The sequence below is a fragment of the Mycobacterium sp. ACS4331 genome (assembly GCF_001667265.1).
In the GTDB taxonomy this organism is placed as follows: domain Bacteria; phylum Actinomycetota; class Actinomycetes; order Mycobacteriales; family Mycobacteriaceae; genus Mycobacterium.
Genome location: NZ_LZHW01000009.1, coordinates 63125 through 85564, shown reverse-complemented (window position 1 = coordinate 85564; position 22440 = coordinate 63125). Strand labels below are relative to the sequence as shown.

The window sequence follows — 22440 nt, the reverse complement described above, 5'->3', positions numbered from 1 at the left end:
CTCAGTCCACTTCAGCCGAGGACTGAGTCCGAGCGGCGACGAAGGAGCCGCGAAGGACCCGCGAGCAGACGCATAATCGCCGGTTTCGGCCACCGAACGTGCGATTCTGCGTCTGCTCGCGCTGTTGGGGGCGGTGCGCCCACCCTCGGGACGCGGACCATTTCACTCCCGTCAGCGTTACGGTAATATCGTTCTCTGTAAACTGATATGCCATTCTCAGGCCGTCGAAACCCGGAGAGCCAATGACCAGACAGAGCAAGGCCGCGATCATCGCCGCCGCCCGCAGTGCGATCGGCACGGCACGCAAGGGCACCCTCGCCAACATGCAGCCCACCGAGGTGGCGAAGCCCATCGTGGCGGCCGCGGTCGAACGCTCGGGCCTTGAGGTGTCGGCCTTCGACGACCTGATCCTGGCCGAGAGCCTGCAGGGTGGTGGCGACAGCGCCCGTTACATCGCGGTCGACCTGGGCTTCGAGAGCATTCCGGGCGCCGCGGTCAACCGGCAGTGCGCCTCGAGCCTGGCTGCGATCGCCTTCGGCGCCGGGCAGATCGCCTCGGGCATGAGCAACGCCATCCTGGCCGGCGGCATGGAGTCGCTGTCGAACATGCCGCAGTTCCTCAAGCGCAAGGCGTTCACCTCCGGCAAGGAGGCCGATGACTTCGAGCGGTGGGCCCCGATGGCCAACCCACTGAATTCGCCGGACGCCCCGCCGTACGACATGTCGATCACCGTCGCGCACAACTGCGCGGTGGAATACGGCATCACCCGCGAGGATCAGGACGCCTGGGCACTGCGCAGCCATCAGCGCGCCGTCAAAGCCATCGACGCGGGTTCATTCGTCGACGAGATCGTGCCGATCGAGGTGCCCCAGCAGGACGGTTCGACCATCACCTTCGCCCAGGACGAGCACCCCCGCCGCGACTCGTCGATGGAGACGCTGGCCGGCCTGAAGGTCCTGCACCCGGAGATCGAGGGCTTCTCGGTGACGGCGGGCAACTCGTCGGGCACCAATGACGCCGCGGCGGTCGTGGCACTCGCCGCGCCGACGACGCAGCAGAACGTGCTGGCCCACGTGCTGTCCTGGTCGCAGGTCGGGGTGGCACCCAAGCGCACCGGCAGCGGCCCGATCTACGCGATCCCGAAGGCCCTCGAGCTGGCCGGTCGCAAGATCTCCGACGTCGCGCTGTTCGAGATCAACGAGGCCTTCGCCGCTCAGGCCGTCGCCTGCACCCGGCAGCTCGGCCTCGACGAGGATCTGGTCAACGTCTACGGATCCGGCATCAGCCTGGGCCACCCGATCGCGGCCACCGGCGCGCGCATGGTCACCTCGGCCATCCACGAACTGCGTCGTCGCGGGGGCGGCATCGGCGTGCTGTCGATGTGCGCGGGCGGCGGCATGGGCGCCGCGATGGTGATCGAGGTCGTCTGACCCCGACATACGAAGAACGCCGCCCCGGTTCCCCGGGGCGGCGTTTCCGTTGCTTCGAGAAGAGGCTGGTGAACAGCCGACCTGGGGTTTTGTGTCTTGCAGGCTCTTCTCGCCGGTCAGTCGCTGGCGGGCAGCGGCTTGGCCTCCTTGAGGGTCAACGCGGTGGCGCCGATGGACAGCGTGCCCTTGCCGGCCTTGGTGACCAGCACCTCCGCGCCGGAGTCGTCGACGTAGCGCTTGCCCATCGCGGTGCCGTCGGCGAACGCGGGATCGATCTCGCCACCGGACTTCTCGGCGTCCAGGGCGACCATGGGCGTTCCGCCGCACCGCAGGTCGTCGAGCGCGTCGGAGGTCTTGACCACGATCACCTGCGTGTCGTCGACCTGACTCTGCAGACGCGTGCCGTTCTTAACACCCATGGGGCCTCCTACTTGTCTTGTGTGTCCTGCAGACTCGCGACGATCTCCCGCCGCAACAGCTTGCCGGTGGCATTGGTGGGCAGTTCGGTGGCGAACACCACCCGGTCGGGGGTGCGCGACCCACGCAACTGACCGCGCACATGCTCACGCAGTTCCTCCGGATCGGGGTCGATGCCCGCGACGGGCACGACGACCGCGACGATCGCCTGACCCCACTGGGCATCCTCGACACCGACGACGGCGACCTCATGCACGTGCGGATGCTCGATCAGCACATCCTCGAGCTCGGCGGGCGCGATGTTCTCCCCGCCCCGGATGATGGTGTCGTCGGAGCGGCCCGTGATGAACAGGTACCCGTCGGCGTCGAGCGCGGCGATGTCCTTCGTGGGGAACCAGCCGTCCTCGTCGAGGACCGAACCGATGCCGGTGTACTTACCGGAGACCTGCTCACCGCGGACGAACAGTTCGCCGGGTTCGCCGGGGCCCAGGACGTTGCCGGCCTCGTCGCGAATCTGCACTTCGATTCCGGGGACGGGCTGCCCCACCGATCCCAGGCGGCGGGCCACCTCCTCGTCGGCGTTGCCGTGCGCAGCGCGGTGATCGTCGGGCGTGAGCACCGCGATGGTCGACGAGGTCTCGGTCAGCCCGTAGGCGTTGACGAAACCGACGTGCGGCAGCAGTCCGAGGGCCTTGCGCACCAGCGGCAGACCGACCTTGGATCCGCCGTAGGCCAGATTGCGCAGGGTGGGCAGATCATGACCGCCGGCTTCGAGCACCGTGACGATCCGGTCCAGCATCGTCGGCACCACAGTCGCCGATGTGACGCCCTCGGCCTCCACCAGACGCACCCACTCGGCGGCGTCGAAGTTGGGCAGGTACACCATCTTTCGGCCCGCATAGAGATTCGACAGCGCGGCCGAGACACCGGCGATGTGGTAGGGCGGCACACAGATCAGGGCGGCATCGGTCGGTTCGGCCGCACCGAACTCGACCGTGCCGGTGATGTAGGACGTCAGGTTGTTGTGGCTCAGTTCGACGGCCTTGGGTGCCGACGTGGTGCCCGAGGTGAACAGCACAACACCGACGTCGTCGGGATCGGCGAACTCCGCGACCGGATCGGCCGATGAGGCCGCGGCCAGGAACTCCGATGACTCCATGACCGCCACACCGGCGTCCCCGACCATGTCGCGGTAGCGCTCATCCACGATCACCAACGGCTTGGGCAGCCGCTCGATCAGCGCCTGGATCCCCTCGGCCGACAGGCGGTAGTTGATCGGGGTGAACGCCCGCGCCGCGCGGGCCGACGAGAACAGCAGCAGCGGCAGCAGCGCGCCCCCCATGCCGACATAGACCACGTGCTCGGCGCCGGCCTCCGCGATCACGCCCGCGCCCCCGTCAGCGAGATCGGAGAGCTCCTGAGTGGTCAACCGGGTATCGTCCGAAACGACGGCGACCCGATCGGGATCACCGGACAGGGCCATCTCCAACAGCAGTGAGATGCTCATCGCCACCGCCGGGGAGTGGCGTTTTCGAATTCGAAGAACATGATTCTCCGATTAAACCACAGGGTCTCGGCCTGCCAGAAGGGTCAAAAACAGCCTCCGCCGCCGCCCCGGCGAGATCGCCGAGCAGCCGTGGTTCCCTCGAGAGTGCAGTGAGGGTCGTTCGGCGCCGCAAACAACAGCCCTGACGGCAATCTCGGTGAGCCTGCGCAGGGCGCGAGACCTACACCCGCCGCCAGCGCGCGCACACGAAGTCGGCGTTGACCCCCGCATCGGCCAGCACCCACTCCGACCTGGCGGGCAGCAGGGGCGCTCCCGCGCCCAGTGTGCACGGCGCATACGTCACGATCATCTCGTCAATCAGGCCGGCGGCCGCAAACTGTGCGGCCACCTCTCCCCCGCCGACGACCCAGACGTCCTGACCGCTCGCGGCGTCGACCAGACGTGGATGCAGTTCCTGCGCTGACCCGGCGAAGGTTCGGACGGGATGGCCGGGGGCGATGATCTCGGGCCGATGCGTCATGACCCACGAGGGCTGGGTGTACATCCACTCGCCGGGCTGGTTGCCCAGAATCCATTCGTAGGTCTTCGAGCCCATGACCAGGGCGCCGACCGTCGAGATGAACGCCTGGTACCCGAACGGGCCATCGGCGTCGACGGCCCGGGACGTCAACCAGTCGAGGCTGTCATCGGTGTCGACGATGAATCCGTCCAGGCTCGCGGCGGTGAAGTACACGGTCGACATCAACGGCTCCTCATCCAGTCCAGGGGATCGCCCAGACCCGCGGGCACGCCCAGACGCGCCAGCATGGTCCGCGCGAGTTCACGGCGGTGCGCCGAGTAGGTCAGCACGTGCGCGACGATGCCGAACAGCTGAAACGACTCGGGTGGATCGCACAGTGCGTCGATCACGGTGTCGGACAACCGTCCCCGCGCCGTCACCTCGGTGACCATGGCCAGCCATCGACGGCTGACGTCGTCGTGGTGGGCGGCCAGTGCCTGCGGCGTCGTCGCCGCTGGATCGGTGTGCTCCCGTGCGGGTTGGTCGCGGCCCTCGATGCTGGCCAACCACACCTGTTTGGTCCACACGATCGCGCCCAGCACCGCGCCGACGCTGGGTTCGGTGCCGTCCCAGTCCAGCACCACCTGACCCGGTGAGATCTCTTGTGTCCACTGCTCTTTCGACAGAAGTGCAGCCCGCTGGATCAGGTGTGCGGTGTCGGCGATGTCGTGATCGATCATCAGCCGCGACACCGCCGCGTCGGGATGGCTGCCCGGTTCGGCGTCGATCCACAGCGACTGGGGCGGGTGGAAGTGCAGGCCGTTGGGCGCGGGCAGTCGGAAGCCGCGCCCCGACTCCGCGACCTGTGACGGCGGGATGCCGAAACTGCGCCGGAATGCCCGGGAGAACACCTCGGGCGATGACCAGCCCTCGGCCTCGGCGACCGCCGCAACACCCTCACCGCGTCCCAGCCGCCATGCGGCCCTCTCGAGCATGATCCTGCGCCGCAGCGCCGCGGGCGGTTCCCCGGTCAATCGCCGCACCTCGCGAGAGAAGTGGAACTCCGACGAACAGCTGCGGCGCGCCATGTCCGGCACTGCGGCGACGCCCTCGTCGCCCGGTACGACCGCGTCGAGCAGTTCCCGCAGTCGGTCTCGTCCGGCTCCCACCAACGGTTCTGCGCTCACGTTGACCGAGTATTCCGCGCGCGGCCCGCGGTGAACATGACGATTCATGCTGCGCCACGCGTGCAAGGATTGATCTCCGTGAGCAGTTTCGACGCGTTGTGCGCCGACGAACCCGAACTGGCGGCACTGCGTGCCTCCATCCGCGACTTCCTGTCCGCCGACCGCGCCGAGTACGGCTGGGAACCGGGCGTGGACACCTGGCTGTCCGCCTGGGACGAGGGTTTCAGTGCGCGACTCGGGGACGCAGGATTCCTGGGCCTGACGATTCCCACCGAGTACGGCGGCCGCGGGCGCAGTCACCTGCACCGCTATGTGGTGACCGAGGAACTGCTGGTCGCAGGTGCCCCGGTGGCCGCGCACTGGATCGCTGACCGCCAGGTTGCCCCCGGCCTGCTGGCCTACGGCAACGAGGAGCAGCGACACCGCATCCTGCCGCGCATCGCTGCGGGCCGGTTCTACTCGGCGATCGGCATGAGCGAACCCCAGTCGGGTTCCGACCTGGCCGCGGCGGCCACCCGCGCGACACGCGCCGACGGCGGGTGGGTGCTCAACGGGCGCAAGGTGTGGACCAGTGGCGCACATCTGGCCCATCAGGTGGTGGTGCTGGCCCGCACCAGTCCGCCCGACCCCGATCATCGCCATGCCGGCTTCAGCCAGTTCCTGGTGCCCACCGATGCACGTGGGGTCACCATCGACCCGATCGTGTCGATGGACGGTCAGCACCACTTCAACGAGACCATCTTCGAGGACGTGTTCATCCCGGACGCCGATGTGCTCGGTGAGATCGGTGACGGCTGGCATCAGGTGACGGCCGAGCTGTCCTTCGAGCGCAGCGGGCCCGAACGGGTGTTGTCCACGGTCACAGTGATTCTGGCGGCGATCCGCGCGTTGGCGCCGCAGTCGTCCGATGCCGGCGCGGCCGCGGTCGGCGATCTGGTCGCCCGGCTGGTGTCGCTGCGGCAGTTGTCGGTGTCGGTGGCCCGCGCGCTCGCCGCCGGCGAGTCGGCCGCCAACCAGGCCGCCCTGGTCAAGGATCTGGGCACCCGGTTCGAGCAGGACTCCGTCAACCTGGTCACCGATCTGCTGGACCACCTCGACGAGGAGTCACCGCATCGGGACCGGTTACGGGCGATGCTCGACATCGCGCGGGTGCACTCGCCGATGGTCACGCTGCGCGGTGGCACCAACGAAGTGCTGCGCGGTGTGGTGGCACGCGGGATGGGGTTGCGATGAGTGACGCATTGGCCGGCGGGGTCTTCGCCGCAGGCGACGAATCCTCCGACGAGCACAGCGATCTGCGCGCCCTCGTCGACGACATCGGCCGCAGGTCGTTCGACGCCCGGATCGGGCAGCGCGGCCTGCCGGAGTCCTTCGACTCCGAGGCCTGGGCCACACTCGAGGACACCGGCCTGAGTCGGCTGACCACGACCGCGGATCTCGGCGCGGGCGCGACCGAGGCCGCCATCGTGCTGCGCGGCCTGGCCAGGCACTGCGTCGCCGCACCCGTTGCCGAAACCGATCTGCTCGCCGCCTGGCTCGCGCAGACCGCGGAGGTGCCGGTACCGGAGGCCGGGCCGCTGACCCTGGCCATCGTCGACGCCGACGGCACCGCGCGCGGTGTGCCCTGGACCCGGGCCAGCGCCGCGGTGGTGCTCGCGGCCCGCACCGACGACGGACTGCGGGTGGCGGTCGCGCGTCCCGACGAACTGGACATCACCGACGGGCACAACCTGGCCGGCGAACCCCGTGACCTGGTGCGCGTCACGGTGCCCGCGGATGCCGCAGCCTGCGGCCCCGCCGTAGCCGACGAACTCATCCGGCGCGGCGCGTGGGCGCGCTGCGTACAGATCATGGGTGTGCTCGACGCGGCAGCCGAGATGACCGTGGCACACACCCGTGAGCGGGTGCAGTTCGGCCGTCCACTCAGCCGCTTCCAGGCCGTCCAGCACTCCCTCGCCGGCATGGCCGGGGAGATCGAAAGGGCTCGCGCCACAGCCACACTCGCGGTGGCGGCGGTGGCCGATCACGGCTTCGACAGCGCGCAGGCCGACTACGCGGTGACGCTGGCCAAGGTCACCCTGGGCCGCGTGGTTCCGGCCGTGAGCACCACGGCGCACCAGCTGCACGGCGCGATCGGCGTGACGATGGAGCATCAGCTGTGGTCCGCGACCCACCGCGCGCACAGCTGGATCACCGAGTTCGGAAGCACGGGTCACTATGCGCGCCGGCTGGGCCGGCGCGCATTCGACGCGGCCGCGGGTTCGGACGGGACCCTGTGGGACGCGTTGACCTGGGCGCACTGATCAGGCGTCCAGAACCTCGGTGATTCTGGCGTGCACGTCGCCGATCCCACCCACATCGAGGCCGAAGGTGTTCATCAGCACCCCGAGCACCTCAGACGCGTTGGCCAGCCGGATGTGCTCGGTGGGGGCGCCGACGCTGTGCACCGCGAGGTTTCGGCCCCGCAGATTCCACCGCGCGCCGTCGACGATCATCGACGCGCTCAGGCCGGAGACGAACGTCGACTCGGGATGCGTTGAGACGTACCAGCTTCCGACCTCAAGGTCGATCAGCGGTCGGGGTTCGTCGGCGAAGAGGTACAGCGGTCGCCAGGTGTGGCCGATCTGCGTCTCAAGCACGAAGTCGCCCGCGTGCGTGCCGATCCGGTACGGCTCGTTCGGAGTCTGCTGCACCGCGCCCGGCCTGAATTCAATGGGCCCCGTGAGCGTCTGGCCGCCGAAGCCGACGTCGACCACATACCGTTGGGTCACACCCGGTACGCGCACGGCGAGGAGTTGGTGCGTCAGCGGGCCCGGTGTCGCATCGACACCGTCGGGATTGCGCCACACCACGCGGGCCGTCAGGGCGTCGGCGGCGAAGCCCACGCTCTCGAGCACGTGGCGGAACAGGCCGTTGTGCTCGAAGCAGTAGCCGCCGCGGCGCCGGTGCACCATCTTCGCGAAGAGCGCTTCGACACTCAGATCGCCGACCGGAATGCCCATCAGCGGGTCGAGGTTCTCGAATGGGATGTGGCGCAGGTGTGCGCTGACCAGGGCGCGCAGCACGTCCAGTGTGGGCGCGACCGGCCCGGCCCAGCCGATGCGCGCCAGGTAGTCGCCGACGTCGACCGTCGACTCAACCCGCAGTGCCTCTGTGACCATGCGGCCATGCTGCCGCCTCAACCCCGGTTGAGGTCAAGCGAGTTTTCGACACCGATCTCCCGGTTGCCGAGGAGTCAGGTCCCTCGGCAACCGGGTGTCAGATCAGGTGCCGGTCCAGTTGGGGGCGCGCTTCTCGGCGAAGGCGACGGCCCCCTCCTGGGCGTCCTTGGACATGAACACCGGAGCGAGGATCTTCATCTGCTCGGTCCACTGCTCCTCGTCGCCCCAGTACCGGGACTTCACGATGATCTTCTTGGTCGCGGCCACGGCCAGCGGCCCGTTGGCCGTGATCTTCTCGGCGAGCGTGATCGCGGCGTCCAGCGCCTTGCCCGGTTCGGCCAGCACGCTGACCAGGCCGAGTTCATGCGCCCTCTGCGCCGACAGGTTGTCGCCGGTCAGGGCGAGCTCCATCGCGATCGCGTACGGGATGCGCTGCGGCAGGCGCAGCAGGCCGCCGCCGCCGGCGACCAGACCGCGCTTGACCTCGGGGATGCCGAAGGCCGAATCGTTGGCGGCGACGATCAGGTCGGTGGACAGTGCCACCTCGGTGCCGCCGGCCAGGGCGTAGCCCTCGACCGCGGCGATCAGCGGCTTGTCCGGCGGGCGCTGGGTGAAGCCCAGGCCCCGCCCGTCGATGTCGCAGCGCTCGCCGCGGGCGAACGCCTTGAGATCCATACCGGCACAGAAGGACCCCCCGGCGCCCGTGACGATGCCGACGGACAGACCCGGGTCTGAATCGAGGCGGTCCATCGCGTCGGCGAGTCCCTGGCTGACGGCCAGGTTCACGGCGTTCTTGGCCTTGGGCCTGTTGATGGTGACGATCAGGATGCGGTCGCGCTGTTCGACAAGAACTGCGGGTTCGGTGCTCTCTTCGCTCACATCGCCATCGTAAACGGTACGGTAAGCCCATTCAGGGGTTCCCCCGACCAACGGAATTGTCGACAACACCCGTCGGATCGGTACCATCAAAACTAGAACACGTTTCAATTCGGCCCCAGGGGGACGCTGTGAGCCCGACCAACGTCGACGAAGTCGAGATCAGTTCCGGCGAGATCACCAAATGGGATCCCGGTCTGACCGAGACCGTGATGGGCCTGATCCGGCCGCTGACCAAGCTGTGGCACCGCTCGGAGGTCCGCGGCCTCGAGCACTTCCCGGCTGGCGGCGCCCTGGCGGTCGGCAACCACTCCGGCGGCATCTTCGCCATGGACGTCCCGGTGTTCGCGACGGGTTTCTACGACCACTTCGGCTATGACCGGCCGGTGTACACGCTGAGCTTCGATCTGATGTTCACAGGTCCGACGGCCGACTTCTTCCGCAGGACCGGGTTCATCCCCGCCAACCACCGCAACGCCGACGAGGCCCTGCGCTCGGGTGGCGTCGTCGTGGTCTTCCCCGGTGGCGACTACGACGTCTACCGTCCCACCACGGCGCGCAACAAGATCGACTTCGGCGGGCGTACGGGCTACATCACGGCCGCACTCAATGCCGGTGTGCCCATCGTGCCGGTGGTGGGTATCGGCGGCCAGGAGAGCCAGCTCTTCCTGTCCCGTGGCACCGAGCTGGCCAAGCTGCTGCGCCTCGACAAACTGGTGCGGGCCAAGATCCTTCCGCTGTCGTTCGGTTTCCCGTTCGGTCTGTCAGCGGTGGTGCCGGTGAATCTGCCGCTGCCCACCAAGATCGTCCAGCAGGTGCTCGAACCGATCGACATCGTCGCGCAGTTCGGGGAGGACCCCGACATCGACGAGGTCGACGCGCACGTGCGCCGCGTCATGCAGCGCGCCCTGGACGAGTTGGCGCGGGAGCGCCGTTTCCCGGTGATCGGCTGACCCCGGATGCTCAACATCCCGGTTCTGGGCCAGTTGGCCTCCCCGGTGCTCTCGGCTGCCGGTCTCATCACCACGATGGCGCGCGCGGGCGTGATCGCCCCCATGCGTCCCGACAAATACCTGCGCGTGATGGCCGCGGCGCAGCGCGAAGCACGCTCAGTGGCAAGCGGTTTCGCGATGTCGGCGCAGCGCAGCCCCGACTCCGTGGCGCTCGTCGACGAGATCGGTGAGCTGACCTTCGCCCAGATCGACCGGCGTGCGGACGCGCTGGCCGTCGCACTGCAGGACCAGGGTGCGCGCTGCGTCGGCATCATGTGCCGCAACCACCGCGGGTTCGTCGAATCCCTGATCGCGGCCACCCGGATCGGTGCCGACGTGCTGCTGCTGAACACCTCGTTCGCCGGTCCGGCACTCGCCGAGGTGGTCAACCGGGAGAACGTCGACGTCCTGATCTACGACGAAGAGTTCACGACCACCGTGGATCGCGCACTGGCCGACCGCCCCGAGGCCACCCGGGTCGTCGCCTGGACCGACTCGCCACCGGGCCACGACACCGTCGAGAAGCTCATCGAGGACCACCTCGGGAGCCGGCCCGAACCGCCCGAGTCCCGGGGGCGGCTGATCCTGCTCACCTCGGGCACCACGGGAACCCCCAAGGGCGCCAAGCACGCCGGCGGCGGACTGGGTGAACTCAAGGCGATCCTGGACCGGGTGCCGTGGCGCACCGACAAGACCGTCGTCGTGGTCGCCCCGATGTTCCACGCCTGGGGATTCTCCCAACTGGTGTTCGCGGCGTCGATGGCGTGCACCGTGGTCACCCGGCGCAAGTTCGACGCCGAGGCCACCCTGGAGCTGGTCGACCGACACCGCGCCTACGGACTGTGCGTGGTGCCGGTGATGTTCGACCGCATCATGGACCTGCCCGACGACGTGCGGGCCCGCTACAGCGGGCGTTCGCTGAGGTTCGCCACGGCGTCGGGATCCCGCATGCGCCCCGATGTGGTGACCAGGTTCATGGATGAGTTCGGCGACGTCATCTACAACAACTACAACGCCACCGAGGCCGGCATGATCGCCACCGCCACGCCAGCCGACCTGCGGGCCGCACCCGACACCGCGGGCAGACCCGCGGTGGGCACCGAGGTGCGCATCCTCGACGCCGAGCACCGCGAGGTCCCGGTCGGTGAGATCGGCCAGATCTTCGTGCGAAACGGCTCACAGTTCGACGGGTACACCAACGGGGCCACCAAGAGCTTCCACGAGGGGTTCATGGCCTCCGGCGATCTGGGCCGATTCGATGATGCCGGAAGGCTTTTCGTGGTCGGCCGCGACGACGAGATGATCGTCTCCGGGGGCGAGAACGTCTACCCCATCGAAGTCGAGAAGACCCTGACCGCACACCCGGACGTCGCGGAAGCGAGCGTGATCGGAGTCGACGACCAGGAGTACGGTCAGAGGTTGGTGGCCTTCGTCGTCCTCACCGACGGCGCCGCAGCGTCCCCCGACGACCTGAAAGCACATGTCCGGGAGAACCTGGCCAACTACAAGGTGCCCCGAACCATCACCGTGCTGGACGAACTGCCCCGCAACAACACCGGAAAGGTGCTGCGCCGTGAACTTGAGGCTCAGGCGAAAACCGAATGACACGTGGACGCTGACCCGTGCCGCCCTTGAGTTGGCCAACTCCGCCAACGGCGTTCGACCCCTGGCGCGCAACGGGTACCTGTCCATCCCCGTCTTCGCATTCGGCTGGCCCACCACGGAACTGGCGCCGTTCTACCTGGCCGCGTCCGCGGCCGACGCGCTGCGCCGCGGCATCCGCGGCGACTTCTCCAACGGTCGTGGGCGCCTGGCGCTGCTGCTGCACGCCGTCTCGTGGGGCCTGCTGGCGCTGTTGACGCGACGCAACGTCAAGTCCGAACCGTTCTTCGACGCGGGCCTGCGGGAGGCGCTCGGGGATGACTACCGCGACGTCGCGGCCACATCGCAGCCGGCCCAGCAGGCCCGCAAGCACGCGGGCGTGGTCGGCACCGGCTTCTCCCGTCGCCGCTACGTCGAGAAGGCCGGGACCATCTCCTACGGCCCCTACGGCGGGGCCAACCTGGCCGACATCTGGCGGCGCGCCGATCTGCCCAAGGACGGGAAGGCGCCCGTGCTGCTGCAGGTCCCCGGCGGCGCCTGGACCATCGGCATGCGGCGCCCCCAGGCCTATCCCCTGCTGAGTCATCTGGCCGAACGCGGGTGGGTGTGCGTGTCGATCGCTTACCGGGTCAGCCCGCGCAACACCTGGCCGGACCACATCGTCGACGTCAAACGCGCGCTGGCCTGGATCAAGGAGAACATCGCCGACTACGGCGGCGACCCGGACTTCGTGGCGATCACCGGCGGATCGGCGGGCGGACACTTGACCGCGCTGACCGCCCTGACCCCCAACGACCCCGACTTCCAGCCCGGGTTCGAAGACGCCGACACCTCGGTGGTGGCCGCGGTGCCGGTGTACGGCCGCTACGACTGGTTCAGCACCGAGGGCCGGGGCCGCCGCGAGTTCATGCAGCTTCTGAGCTGGGTGGTCACCAAGGTCGGGCTGACCAAGAACCGGCAGCTGTACCTCGACGCCTCCCCCATCAAGCGCCTGCGCGCCGATGCGCCACCGTTCTTCGTCCTGCACGGCACCGACGACTCACTGATCCCGGTGCCCGAGGCCCGCGAGTTCGTCGAAGCACTGCGGGCGGTGTCGAACTCGGCCGTGGCCTACTCGGAGATCCCGCACGCTCAGCACGCGTTCGACATCTTCGGCTCGCCACGTGGGCATTACACGGCCGAAGCCATCGAGCGGTTCCTGTCCTACGTCCAGGCACGCAAGCACGTGACGTCGGAGGCTACTGCGCCATCGCCTTCTCGACTACCCTGAGCGGCTCGGAAAGCCCTGCCGCACGGCGGATTTCGACGAACTCCGCGACCATCGCGGCGGTCAGTTCGTGCGCGTCGTCAAGCGTGTCCCTGTCGGCCAGCACCGAGATGTTGAGCTGGTCGACATAACTCCACACCGTGATGTTCAGGCCGCTGGCCGCCGTGACCGGGCCGACGCTGTAGATCTCGGTGACCAGGGCACCGCCGACCCGCCCGTACTCACGTGGGCCGGGCACGTTGGAGATGTTGAGGTTGAACACCTTGTTGGCGACGTCCTTGCCCGACAGCCACCGGAACAGCGCCTCCATCCCGGCCGGCGGCACGTAGTCCGACCAGCGACTCACCAGCTCCGGGCCGATCAGGAAGTTGCTCTCCTTGGCTGTGGCGGCCGCCTCATGCGTGTGCTGCACCCGGCTCAGCGGGTCGTCGAGGTGCACGGGCACCGGCATCAGCACGCCCGTGAAGCGATTGCCCGAGATGCGTTCCGGAGAGAAGTCGAAGCTGACCGGCACCGACGCCAAGAGCGGTTGGTCGGCGTGACCGTCGTAGCGCAGCAGCAGTTCCCGCAGCGCGCCGGCCGAGATGCCCAGCACCAGGTCGTTGATGGACACCCCCAGCGCACTCTTGGTGTCCTTGATGTCGGCCAGCGACAACGAGGCGGTGGCGAACCGCCGCTCCGGGCTGATCTTGTGGTTCATGAAGGTCGGAGGCGGGGTGAACGGCCGGGTCAGTTCCGGGGAGAACTTACGGGAACTGCGCCGCACGCGCTGCACGCCTTCTGCGGTGTACTTCAGCGTCGAGGGCGCCTTGCCGATCTGACGGAAGTGATCGCGGAACGCAGACCGCACCAGCTGCGAGCGGGTGGGCGGCGGGTCGGGTGCGTAATCCGGACCGACGTCCTGGTCGGCCTCCGGGTCCATGCCCCGGGCCAGCAGGTTGGCCGAGGCCACTCCGTCTGCGAGCGCGTGATGGATCTTGTTGACCACAGCGATGCGGCCGTCGGCGAGACCGTCGATGTAGTACATCTCCCACAGCGGTCGACTGCGGTCCAGCTGCACGGAGGCGATCTCGCCGATGGCGACGTCGAGTTCGCGGCGCCCACCGGGAGCGGGCAGCGTCAACGGCCGAACGTGGTACTCCAAGTCGACGTTGCAGTTCTGCCGCCACATCGGGTGGTGGAATTTGAACGGGATGTCCACCAGCTCCCAGCACAGCGGTTCCAGCAGGTGCAGCCGACTTCGGATGACTTCGCGGAACTCGTCGATGCCGAAGCTGCGGCCCCCCAGATCCACCATCTCGACGATCGCGATCTTGAGGGTGTGCATGTGCACGTTGGGCGCTTCGCTGTAGAGCAGGAACGAATCCCACCCGGTGAGTCTCTTCATCGCACCCCTCCGTTTCGCCCCGCCCTAGCACGGGACATTACAGCGGAGGGTGGTTCAGATGATCTGTTTGGCCCCGATTGTGTGACGAGTGCGATGAATCTCATTGAGGAACAGCTTAATTGCCGTCGCGGCAGAACCCGTGCGCGCACCGTCGGTCATGTCGAACGCGTGCCCGGCGCCTGGGAGTTCGACGTATCCGACCGGCGATGTCGACACGTCCCGCAGCCGGTGCACGAAGGCGCGGGCCTGCTCGACCGGGATGATGGTGTCCCCGCTGCCGTGCACCACGAAGAACGGCGGCGCATCGCGATGCACCCTGGCGATCGGCGACGCATCGCGGAAGACCCCGGGGTTGGCGTCGATGCGCTGCTTGACGACGACGCGCTCGAGGAAGTCGACGAACCGCACCCGTTCCGTGGTGGACCTGTCCTCCCAGTCGTAGCGCCCGTAGATCCCGACGACCGCGTCGACCGACGTGTCCGACCCGTCCGCCAGATGTTCTTGGAACGCCGGGTCATTGGCGGTCAGACCGGCCAGCGCCGCCAGATGCCCGCCCGCCGAACAGCCGGCGATCGCCACGAAGTTGCGATCACCGCCGAACCTGTCGACGTTGGCGCGCGCCCACGCGATCGCGGCCTTGACGTCGTGCACGTGCTGAGGCCAGCGGTGGTTGGGCGACACGCGGTAGTCGACCGAAAGACACACCCACCCGTTCTCCGCGAGGTGCGACATCAGCGCGTACCCCTGCAGGATTCGGCTTCCGTGCACCCATGCCCCACCCGGGACGAAGATCATCACGGGTGCGCCTGCCGGCAGGTCTTTGCGACGCCAGACGTCCAGCAGCTGGGTTGGGCTGTCGCCGTAGCGCACCGATCCGCGGTGCAGATGCCGGCGGTGTTCGAGCGCCTTGAGCACCGGCGGGGTGCGCTCTGGCGCCGGCCACTCGATCTCGAGGTCAGCGGGTGGGACGACCCCGCGCAGCGCCGCATGGGAGACCGCGTGGGTCTGATCCCGCTGACTCCTGCGGAGTTCACCCGCGCCGGGGGCGAACCATGACTTCGCCGATGCGGCGACGATGTCCGGGGCGTGCCGCATGCCCCACACGCTCATCGCGGCGTACCCGCCGAGGGGTTCCAAGTGCCTGCCGACGACCGGCAGCTGCGTCGAGGCGAGGCTGGCCGCCAGCACGTAGTCGGAAGGGCGTGCGCGCAGCAGCCAGTTGGCGCGGGACCACAACGTCGGACCCGGAAACCGGGTCTCGGGTCTGACCGTCATTTCGCGAGAGTACCCCCGCACTACCCACCGGTAACGACAACTTCGCCAAACTGTCTACTCGACGTCACACCCGGCGCGTGTCGGGGCGCGACACGCCGCGCTGATCGTGAAGGCGAGCACTTCAGCAGGACTGGCCCGAGCTCCACAGTAGGGTCGACGGTATGGCGGTCGAGACCTCGCGGCACTGGGTGCATCCCGACCTTCGGCAGGCGGCCCGCGTCGTCCCGCGTTCACCGATCCGCGCCACCACGCTCCCGCTGTTCCGGATGGGGTCGCGACTGCAGAAGCGCCTGCCCGCCAAGAACCTTCTGGTGCTGACCACCAGCGACGGTGTCGAGATCCGCCTGCATCGCCCGGCCGGTCAGCGTTCACCGGGACCCGCGATGCTCTGGCTGCACGGCGGCGGCTATGTCATCGGCACGGCCGCCCAGGACGACCATCTCTGCCGCAGGTTCACCGAGGAACTCGGGATCACCACTGCCGCCGTGGAATACGGGCTGTCGCCGGAGCACCGCCATCCCACCGCGCTGGAGCAGTGCCACTCCGCGCTGACCTGGCTGGCGCGGCTGCCGTCGGTGGATCCGGACCGGATCGTGATCGCCGGCGGCAGCGCCGGCGGCGGCCTGGCGGCACAGTTGGCGTTCCTGGCCCGTGACCGAGGCGAAGTCACGCCGGTGGCTCAGCACCTGGTCTATCCGATGCTCGACGACCGCACCGGCAGGGACAACCGGGGCGACAATCCCGGCTTCCGCCTCTGGGATGCCCGCAGCAACCAGTTCGGCTGGCAGTCCTATCTGGGCGACGCCGATCCCGATGCCGTCGTGCCCGCGCGCCGCACGGACCTGGCCGGTCTGCCCCCGGCCTGGGTCGGTGTGGGAACCCTCGACCTGTTCCACGACGAGGATCTCGCCTACGCCGAAAGACTGCGCGCGGCCGGCGTGCCCTGCACGGTCGACATCGTCGAGGGCGCGTTCCACGGCTTCGATCAGATCGCCCCGCAGAAGCATGTCTCGAAGAAGTTCTTCCGCGCCCAGTGCGAGAGCCTGGCGGCCGCGCTGGCCTGAGCACCGCGGGGACGTCGGCAGAAAAACTCGACACGTGTCAACCCGGCGTCGCGCATGCTTGCGGCGTCTGTGACACTGTTGGCATGAAAGTGAGTGTGACCGCCGAGCAGAAGGCGTTGCGCGAGGCCGTTGCGGCCTTGACCACCAGGCATTTCACCGAGGCTCGGGTGCGCGAGCTGATGGCGACCGACACCGCTTTCGACGAGCTGGTCTGGCAGGAACTCGCGGACATGGGTCTCGTCGGACTCCTGATCCCGGAGGATCTCGGCGGCGCGGGTGCGAGCCTGTCCGACCTCGGCATCGTGGTCGAGGAGTTGGGCGCCGCGCTGTCGTGCGGACCGTTCCTGGCGACCGCAGTGCTGACGCCCGCACTGCTGCGCGCCGTCGGCGACGAAGCCGAGCAGAAGGCCGTGCTTCCCCGCATCGCCGCCGGTGAACTGATCGCGACCGTGGCCTTCGCCGAGGGGCGGTCGGCCTCCGTGCCGGTGGACCTGAGCACCACGGCCACCGAGTCCGGGGGGCAGTGGCAGCTGACCGGTGAGAAGAACTTCGTGCTCGACGCGGCTCCTGCCGGTGTCGTCTACGTGCTCGCCCAGACCAGCGAGGGACCATCGGTGTTCGCCGTCGAGCGCGCGGCGGCCGGTTTCGAGCCCGTTCCGCTGACCACCGTCGACCTGACCCGCAAACTGAGCTGCCTGCGCTTTACCGACACCCCGGCGCGTCTGGTCGGTGCGGCCGGCGCGGGCGCTGATGCGTTCGCCGCGGCGCTGCAGACCGGCGGCGTCGCGCTCGTCAGCGAACAGGCCGGCGGGGCCCACCGGGCCATGCGCATCGCCGTCGACTACGCCAAGACGCGCTTCCAGTTCGGCCGCGCGATCGGCAGCTTCCAGGCCGTCAAGCACATGTGCGCCGACATGCTGCTCGAAGCGGAGTCGGCGATTTCGGCCGCGCGCCATGTCGCCGCGGCGATCGACGCAGGTGCCGAAGACGCCGCCGCGGACCTCGCGCTGGCCCAGTCCTACTGCTCGGATGCCTTCGTGTTCGTCGCCGCGACGGCGATCCAGGCGCACGGCGGTATCGGATTCACCTGGGAGCATCCCGCACATCTGTACCTGCGCCGAGCCCGCGGCGACGCGCAGCTGTTCGGCAGCCCCGCCTCGCACCGCGAGCGCTACCTGACCTTGAAGGGGGCCTGATGAGCACCGACATCCGCACCGAGGTCCGAGAGTGGCTGGCCGCCAACTTCAAGCCCGGCATGGACCGTGCCGAATGGGCCGACCTGGTCTTCGAGAACGGCTGGGCGGTGCCCAGCTGGGAGCCCGAGTGGTATGGCCGCGGCCTCAGTGACGCCGAATCACGGATCGTGGCAGCCGAATTCGCTGCCGTGGGCGCCAAAGGCACCGGTCATGACCGATCCAACCTGTTCGCCTGCACGCTGCACGACCACGGCACCGAGGAGCAGAAGCGCCGCCTGATCCCGCCGGCCATCCGCGGTGAGAGCAGGTGGTGCCTGCTCTACAGCGAACCCGGCGCCGGGTCCGACCTCGCGGGCCTGCGCACGCGCGCCGACCGGGACGGCGAGAACTTCGTCATCAACGGCCAGAAGGTGTGGACGTCGTTCGCGGCGACGGCCGACTACGGCCTGCTGATCGCCCGCACCGACTGGGATGTGCCCAAGCACCGCGGCATCAGCTTCTTCATGTTCCCGATGCGCCAGGACGGCGTCGAAGTGCGTCCGATCCACCAGATCACCGGTGAGTCGGAGTTCAACGAGGTGTTCATCACCGACGCGTTGGTGCCGGCCGCGAACCTGATCGGTGAGCTCAACGGCGGCTGGGGGGTGCTGCAGACCGCGCTGGGTTATGAGCGCCGCCTGATGGGTGATCTGGCCCGCACCTCCCGCGAAGGCGGCAAGTCGCCCGTGCAGAACGCGAAGCCCAAGGACAGCCTGATCGACCTGGCCCGCACGTTCGGCAAGCTCGAGGACAGCCACACCCGTCAACAGATCGCCAGGATCGACTCGCTGGTCGCGGTGAACAAATGGAACACCGCGCGCGCCAAGGCCTCCGGCGGTATCGAGGGTATGACCTTGATGGCGCTGGGCAAGATCGCCATGTCACGGATCCTGCACGACACCGCGCGAGTGCAGACCGAGATCGTCGAAGCCGAGTCGATGCTGACGGGCCCGGACAACCCGGTCGGTGACGGCGTGACGTTCCGGACGCTGAACGCCTACTTCACCTCGATCGGCGGCGGCACCGACCAGATCCAGCGCAACATCGTCGGCGAGCGGGTCCTGGGCCTGCCGAAGGAACCGGAGCCCTACCGCGAGACCGCGTTCCGCGATCTGCCGCACTGATCACCGGACAAGCTCACCGCCGATGATGGTCGCCGAGACCATCTCGGCGACCAGCGTGTTCAGGACCTCCCGCGGCCCGGCCGACAGCACCACGAGGTCACCGGGCTGTCCGGCGGCCACGGCGCGGGGACGGGCCGGGTCCGACGCGTGGCCGAGGAACATCGTCACCGCCGTGCGTGGTGAAACACGTTCGGCCCCACCCAGAATCGCACCCGATGGGGTCTGTCGGCGCACCGCGGCACGCATCGCGGCCCATGGGTCGGCGGCGCCGAACGGGGTGTCGGTGGACAGCGCCACCGCGACGCCGGCCTCCAGCAGAGTCCCCACGCGCCACAGATCGGACTGCTGCGTCACCGGAACGTCGTTCAGATACTCGTCGCCCCGCTCGGCGACGAGGTTGGGCTGCGTCACGACCGTGACGCCGAGTTCGGCCAGATCCCCGAGCAGGTCGGGCGGTACCACCGCGGCGTGCTCGATCCGATCCCCTCTGCGGGGGCCCGCGGCGCGCATCGCGGCAAGTGCCACCACCAGTTGGCTGTCGGTCACGCAGTGCACCGCGACCGCACGCCCGCCGTCATGGCAGCGCCGAACCCATTCGGTCAGTGCGTCCAGATCCAGCGTCGGGTCGTCCAGGATGACTTTGGTGGCACCGAACGTGACCCCGCCGACCCCCTCGACCTCCGGTGGCGCCATGCAGTGCAGGCGCTGCCGCAGTTCGCCGGAACGCCTTGCGGCAGCGAGGTTTTCGATGTCGGCGCGGCTCTGCCCCGGGGTGGCCTCCGTCAGCCCGGTCACGCCGTAGGACGTCAGCACCGCACTCAGCGGGCCCAGCGCGGGCACCCGCCGCGGCCAGTTCGCCAGCGCGTCCGTACGGAACAGTCGGCCGTCGGCGTGCTCGCGCAGCCCCACACGGGCCAGCGCAGCCGAGTTCAGCACCCACATCGCGCCACTGCGGTGCTGCACACGCACGGGCCGGTCCGGCACCAGGTCGTCGAGCACCGCGCGATCCAGCGGACCGGCCACCGAGTCGTGATAACCGACCGCGCGCACCCAGCCATCGGTGTCGGCCGGAGCGGACCGCAGTGCCGCGGCGAACTCGGCGCGAGACCGCGGCGGCCCCACCCGCACCGAGTCGAGCGCCGCGGCGGTGGCCAGAAGATGCACGTGGTGGTCATGCAGGCCCGGCAACACCAGACCGCCACGGGCGTCGAGCACCTCCTCCCCGCTGCCCGCCGTAAGGTTCGGGCCGACCTCGGTGACGGTGTCGGCGACCCGCACATCGACCACGGCGCCGTCGAGCAGCGCCGCCCGCCGGATCAGCACGAGGGACCGATCCGCTGGGCCACCAGAGATTCGACCTCGGCCTGCTGAGCCCCCAATTCGGCTGCAGCCGAAGGGATCGTGGCCGGTGCGGCCGCTGGGGCACCGACGACAGCACCGCGCGGATCCGCTGCGTAGGTGGCCGCGACCGCGGACATCGCCACCTCGACCAGCAGTCCCCCGCCGCGCCGCACCGCGTCGAGCACCGCGTGGGCGGCGGTGAGTCCGGTCAACGGGTCGGCGATGGCGTCACCGATGAACACCGGACTGTCGGCGCCGCGGCCCACGAGTCCGCCGGCCACGGCGGCGTCGTCACCGAAGGCCACGCGATCGCGGCCGGCCACATCCGTGCCGTACCCGGTGACGCGCAGCCACACCCGGCCCGGCAGGGGCGGAAGGTCGTGCGGCCCGAGGCCGCGACGCGCCAACGCATCGGGGCGTGACCCCTCCAGCACCACGTCGGCGGCCTGAAGCAGCCTGCTCAGCGCTTCCCGGTCTCGGTCGAAATCCACTGCATAGCACAGCTTTCCACCGTTCATCCAGTCGAAGAACCGGCGCGGTCCCAGCCGGGTGCCATCGGGCCGGCCGGGGCTCTCGACCTTGACCACGACCGCACCCGCCTGGGCCAGCAGTTGCCCGCACAGCGGTCCGGCCCACATCGAGGACAGGTCCACCACCAGCAGATCCGCGGGCGGCCGCGTCGGACCCGCGGTGCCACAGCCGATCACCCGCGGGGACGCGGCCTCGACCTCACCGAGGGCTGCCACCGGAAGGCCCAGCAGCACTCCGCGTTCCACGACCTCACCGGTCGGCCGGGCGGCGGCCCAGAGTTCGATGGCCGGCCACGGATCGTCCGCGGCCGCATCGGACTCGAGCAGCGCGGGGACCGCGGCGAGGTCGTCGTCGCGCGACAGCGTCAACGCGGTCCAGCCGTCGACGGTGCGCAGCAGTCGGGTGGCTCCTCCGGCGGAGACCCGGCCCCGCGGGGCCAGGTCGAGCAGCGCGGCCCGGCCGGAGAGCAGTTCCCAGGCGTCGACACGGCGGCTCAAGCCGTCGGCGTGGGCAGACAGGTCGTCGGCGACGGCCTGTGCGCGCGAGAGCACCGAATCGGTGATGCCGAGGCTGCCCATGGCGGAATTGTCCCTGCCCCTCAGTCGATCGCGTCGATCAGCCCCCAGGCCAGCGCGGTGTCGGCGTCGATCGTCTGACCAGACAACACCAGGTGGGCGGTGCGCCACCGGCCGATTCGTCGCGTGATGCTCACGGTGCCACCGGCGCCCGGGATCAGCCCCAGCGACAACTCGGGCAGACCGAAGACCGTGCCGGGGGTGCAGCGCACGGTGCCGCAGAACGCCGCCATCTCCAGGCCGCTGCCCAGCGTGCGGCCGTGCAGCTGGGCCCGGCAGGCGGGGCCGAGGCGCGCGGTCAGCGCATCGAGTGCCAGTGCGGGGCTGTAGCGCGTGCGGGCCAGGTGCGCGCTGGCCGGATCGTCGAACGTGCCGAACTCGGCGAGATCACCGCCGCTGCAGAACGACGGACCGGCCCCCGACAGCACCACCTCGTCGATGCCGGGGTCCAGCAGCGCGACGTCGAGCGCCTCGAGCAGCGCGGCCCGCGCGTCGGTGCTGAACGCGTTGTGCCGCTGGGGTCGGTTGAACAGCACGTGCAGCGTGTCGCCGTCACGGTGGGCCAGGACGGGATCGGGGTTCCTCGGGACCTGGGCCGGCCCGCGCTCGGTGAGCCAGCGCGCGAACTCCGAGCCCGACTGCAGCGTCGAATACGCCAATGATTCGGTGATCACGCCAGGCATCGCGGGCGCGTGCACATCGACGGCGCGGAGCACGTCGTCGCAGACCGCCGCGGCCTGCGGCCACCGCGTCAGCCGGTCGGTCAGGTCCGCCAGCGCCTCATCGACGGACGGCACGGCCACCGTGCGGGGATCCTGAGCCTGCCCCTCGACGAGGGTGAAAGTCGCGCGCTGCAGCCAGAACTCGGCGTTGGGGTGCGCGGGGTCGCCGGTCGCGATCACGACGCCTGCCGGACAGGCCCCCTCAGACAGGGGCGCGGGCTCCGACAGGTCGACGATGATCACCGGTT

The 22440-nt window shown here is 69.2% G+C and carries 20 protein-coding genes; 9 read left to right on the top strand and 11 right to left on the bottom strand.

The genetic code is table 11. The features are described from left to right. Positions 1 to 242 precede the first annotated feature (242 nt). On the top strand, positions 243 to 1430 hold the full coding sequence (locus A5727_RS02370; RefSeq protein WP_068243825.1) for a thiolase family protein: 1188 nt from the start codon (positions 243 to 245) through the stop codon (positions 1428 to 1430). Between the two features lie 116 nt (positions 1431 to 1546). On the opposite strand, the gene A5727_RS02365 is transcribed toward A5727_RS02370, so the two are convergent. The 4 genes from A5727_RS02365 to A5727_RS02350 all read right to left on the bottom strand — a co-directional run bounded on the left by A5727_RS02365 (position 1547) and on the right by A5727_RS02350 (position 5040). Next, positions 1547 to 1849, bottom strand: coding sequence for a hypothetical protein (locus A5727_RS02365; protein ID WP_068243818.1), 303 nt, complete (start codon positions 1847 to 1849; stop codon positions 1547 to 1549). Between the two features lie 8 nt (positions 1850 to 1857). After that, positions 1858 to 3354 (bottom strand): class I adenylate-forming enzyme family protein, encoded by a 1497-nt coding sequence (locus A5727_RS02360; RefSeq protein ID WP_068243813.1) that lies wholly within the window; start codon positions 3352 to 3354, stop codon positions 1858 to 1860. A gap of 220 nt (positions 3355 to 3574) precedes the next feature. Beyond that, entirely contained in the window at positions 3575 to 4096 is a 522-nt protein-coding gene (locus tag A5727_RS02355; RefSeq protein ID WP_068243811.1) for a dihydrofolate reductase family protein, read from the bottom strand. Continuing rightward, positions 4096 to 5040 carry a helix-turn-helix domain-containing protein gene (locus tag A5727_RS02350; RefSeq protein ID WP_502687646.1) on the bottom strand — a complete coding sequence of 315 codons (945 nt, stop codon included), beginning with the start codon at positions 5038 to 5040 and terminating at the stop codon, positions 4096 to 4098. Before A5727_RS02350 ends, A5727_RS02355 begins: the two co-directional genes overlap by 1 nt. 36 nt (positions 5041 to 5076) lie before the next feature. On the opposite strand from A5727_RS02350, the gene A5727_RS02345 reads away from it, so the two are divergent. Beyond that, entirely contained in the window at positions 5077 to 6273 is a 1197-nt protein-coding gene (locus A5727_RS02345) for an acyl-CoA dehydrogenase family protein (protein ID WP_197507563.1), read from the top strand. Next, a complete protein-coding gene (locus tag A5727_RS02340; protein ID WP_068243809.1) occupies positions 6270 to 7343 on the top strand; it encodes an acyl-CoA dehydrogenase family protein in 1074 nt (357 codons plus the stop codon). Before A5727_RS02345 ends, A5727_RS02340 begins: the two co-directional genes overlap by 4 nt. On the opposite strand, the gene A5727_RS02335 is transcribed toward A5727_RS02340, so the two are convergent. Next, complete coding sequence (locus A5727_RS02335; protein ID WP_068243806.1) at positions 7344 to 8201, bottom strand: arylamine N-acetyltransferase family protein; 858 nt, start codon at positions 8199 to 8201, stop codon at positions 7344 to 7346. 102 nt (positions 8202 to 8303) lie between these two features. Then, positions 8304 to 9080, bottom strand: a complete 777-nt coding sequence (locus tag A5727_RS02330; protein WP_068243803.1) for a crotonase/enoyl-CoA hydratase family protein — start codon at positions 9078 to 9080, stop codon at positions 8304 to 8306. A gap of 209 nt (positions 9081 to 9289) precedes the next feature. On the opposite strand from A5727_RS02330, the gene A5727_RS02325 reads away from it, so the two are divergent. From A5727_RS02325 to A5727_RS02315, 3 genes are read left to right on the top strand one after another with little or no spacing between them, the layout of a single operon-like run. After that, positions 9290 to 10030, top strand: a complete 741-nt coding sequence (locus tag A5727_RS02325; protein WP_082949558.1) for a 1-acyl-sn-glycerol-3-phosphate acyltransferase — start codon at positions 9290 to 9292, stop codon at positions 10028 to 10030. 6 nt (positions 10031 to 10036) lie between these two features. After that, positions 10037 to 11674 carry an acyl-CoA ligase FadD12 gene (gene fadD12, locus A5727_RS02320; protein ID WP_197507562.1) on the top strand — a complete coding sequence of 546 codons (1638 nt, stop codon included), beginning with the start codon at positions 10037 to 10039 and terminating at the stop codon, positions 11672 to 11674. Further along, positions 11643 to 12941, top strand: coding sequence for an alpha/beta hydrolase (locus tag A5727_RS02315; protein WP_231991922.1), 1299 nt, complete (start codon positions 11643 to 11645; stop codon positions 12939 to 12941). Before fadD12 ends, A5727_RS02315 begins: the two co-directional genes overlap by 32 nt. Here A5727_RS02315 and A5727_RS02310 read toward each other — a convergent pair. Together A5727_RS02310 and A5727_RS02305 are read right to left on the bottom strand one after the other, a co-directional pair. After that, positions 12910 to 14325: a WS/DGAT/MGAT family O-acyltransferase gene (locus A5727_RS02310; protein ID WP_068243797.1), complete on the bottom strand. Its 1416-nt coding sequence runs from the start codon at positions 14323 to 14325 to the stop codon at positions 12910 to 12912. The two genes, A5727_RS02315 and A5727_RS02310, sit on opposite strands and share 32 nt — an antisense overlap. Before the next feature lie 54 nt (positions 14326 to 14379). Then, positions 14380 to 15600: an alpha/beta hydrolase gene (locus tag A5727_RS02305; RefSeq protein ID WP_068243794.1), complete on the bottom strand. Its 1221-nt coding sequence runs from the start codon at positions 15598 to 15600 to the stop codon at positions 14380 to 14382. A 161-nt stretch (positions 15601 to 15761) separates the two neighbouring features. On the opposite strand from A5727_RS02305, the gene A5727_RS02300 reads away from it, so the two are divergent. The 3 genes from A5727_RS02300 to A5727_RS02290 all read left to right on the top strand — a co-directional run bounded on the left by A5727_RS02300 (position 15762) and on the right by A5727_RS02290 (position 19023). Beyond that, a complete protein-coding gene (locus A5727_RS02300; RefSeq protein ID WP_068243791.1) occupies positions 15762 to 16664 on the top strand; it encodes an alpha/beta hydrolase in 903 nt (300 codons plus the stop codon). A gap of 83 nt (positions 16665 to 16747) precedes the next feature. After that, on the top strand, positions 16748 to 17860 hold the full coding sequence (locus tag A5727_RS02295) for an acyl-CoA dehydrogenase family protein (protein WP_068243786.1): 1113 nt from the start codon (positions 16748 to 16750) through the stop codon (positions 17858 to 17860). Beyond that, positions 17860 to 19023: an acyl-CoA dehydrogenase family protein gene (locus A5727_RS02290; protein WP_068243783.1), complete on the top strand. Its 1164-nt coding sequence runs from the start codon at positions 17860 to 17862 to the stop codon at positions 19021 to 19023. The genes A5727_RS02295 and A5727_RS02290 overlap by 1 nt, the downstream gene beginning before the upstream one ends. Here the strand turns inward: A5727_RS02290 and A5727_RS02285 are convergent, their stop codons facing one another. Genes A5727_RS02285 through A5727_RS02275 form a run of 3 tightly spaced genes read right to left on the bottom strand, consistent with a single transcriptional unit; the run spans position 19024 to position 22429 of the window. Continuing rightward, a complete protein-coding gene (locus A5727_RS02285) occupies positions 19024 to 20346 on the bottom strand; it encodes an amidohydrolase family protein (protein WP_068243780.1) in 1323 nt (440 codons plus the stop codon). After that, positions 20340 to 21473, bottom strand: coding sequence for a CoA transferase (locus A5727_RS02280; RefSeq protein WP_068243777.1), 1134 nt, complete (start codon positions 21471 to 21473; stop codon positions 20340 to 20342). Before A5727_RS02280 ends, A5727_RS02285 begins: the two co-directional genes overlap by 7 nt. A 20-nt stretch (positions 21474 to 21493) precedes the next feature. After that, positions 21494 to 22429: an enoyl-CoA hydratase/isomerase family protein gene (locus A5727_RS02275; RefSeq protein WP_068243990.1), complete on the bottom strand. Its 936-nt coding sequence runs from the start codon at positions 22427 to 22429 to the stop codon at positions 21494 to 21496. Positions 22430 to 22440: the final 11 nt, after the last annotated feature.

Coding starts and splice junctions, on each gene's coding strand:
- A5727_RS02370 (WP_068243825.1), top strand. CDS start 243: ATGACCAGACAGAGCAAGGCCGCGATCATCGCCGCCGCCCGCAGTGCG.
- A5727_RS02365 (WP_068243818.1), bottom strand. CDS start 1,849: ATGGGTGTTAAGAACGGCACGCGTCTGCAGAGTCAGGTCGACGACACG.
- A5727_RS02360 (WP_068243813.1), bottom strand. CDS start 3,354: ATGAGCATCTCACTGCTGTTGGAGATGGCCCTGTCCGGTGATCCCGAT.
- A5727_RS02355 (WP_068243811.1), bottom strand. CDS start 4,096: ATGTCGACCGTGTACTTCACCGCCGCGAGCCTGGACGGATTCATCGTC.
- A5727_RS02345 (WP_197507563.1), top strand. CDS start 5,077: ATGACGATTCATGCTGCGCCACGCGTGCAAGGATTGATCTCCGTGAGC.
- A5727_RS02340 (WP_068243809.1), top strand. CDS start 6,270: ATGAGTGACGCATTGGCCGGCGGGGTCTTCGCCGCAGGCGACGAATCC.
- A5727_RS02335 (WP_068243806.1), bottom strand. CDS start 8,201: ATGGTCACAGAGGCACTGCGGGTTGAGTCGACGGTCGACGTCGGCGAC.
- A5727_RS02325 (WP_082949558.1), top strand. CDS start 9,290: ATGGGCCTGATCCGGCCGCTGACCAAGCTGTGGCACCGCTCGGAGGTC.
- fadD12 (WP_197507562.1), top strand. CDS start 10,037: ATGCTCAACATCCCGGTTCTGGGCCAGTTGGCCTCCCCGGTGCTCTCG.
- A5727_RS02310 (WP_068243797.1), bottom strand. CDS start 14,325: ATGAAGAGACTCACCGGGTGGGATTCGTTCCTGCTCTACAGCGAAGCG.
- A5727_RS02305 (WP_068243794.1), bottom strand. CDS start 15,600: ATGACGGTCAGACCCGAGACCCGGTTTCCGGGTCCGACGTTGTGGTCC.
- A5727_RS02300 (WP_068243791.1), top strand. CDS start 15,762: ATGGCGGTCGAGACCTCGCGGCACTGGGTGCATCCCGACCTTCGGCAG.
- A5727_RS02295 (WP_068243786.1), top strand. CDS start 16,748: ATGAAAGTGAGTGTGACCGCCGAGCAGAAGGCGTTGCGCGAGGCCGTT.
- A5727_RS02290 (WP_068243783.1), top strand. CDS start 17,860: ATGAGCACCGACATCCGCACCGAGGTCCGAGAGTGGCTGGCCGCCAAC.
- A5727_RS02280 (WP_068243777.1), bottom strand. CDS start 21,473: ATGGGCAGCCTCGGCATCACCGATTCGGTGCTCTCGCGCGCACAGGCC.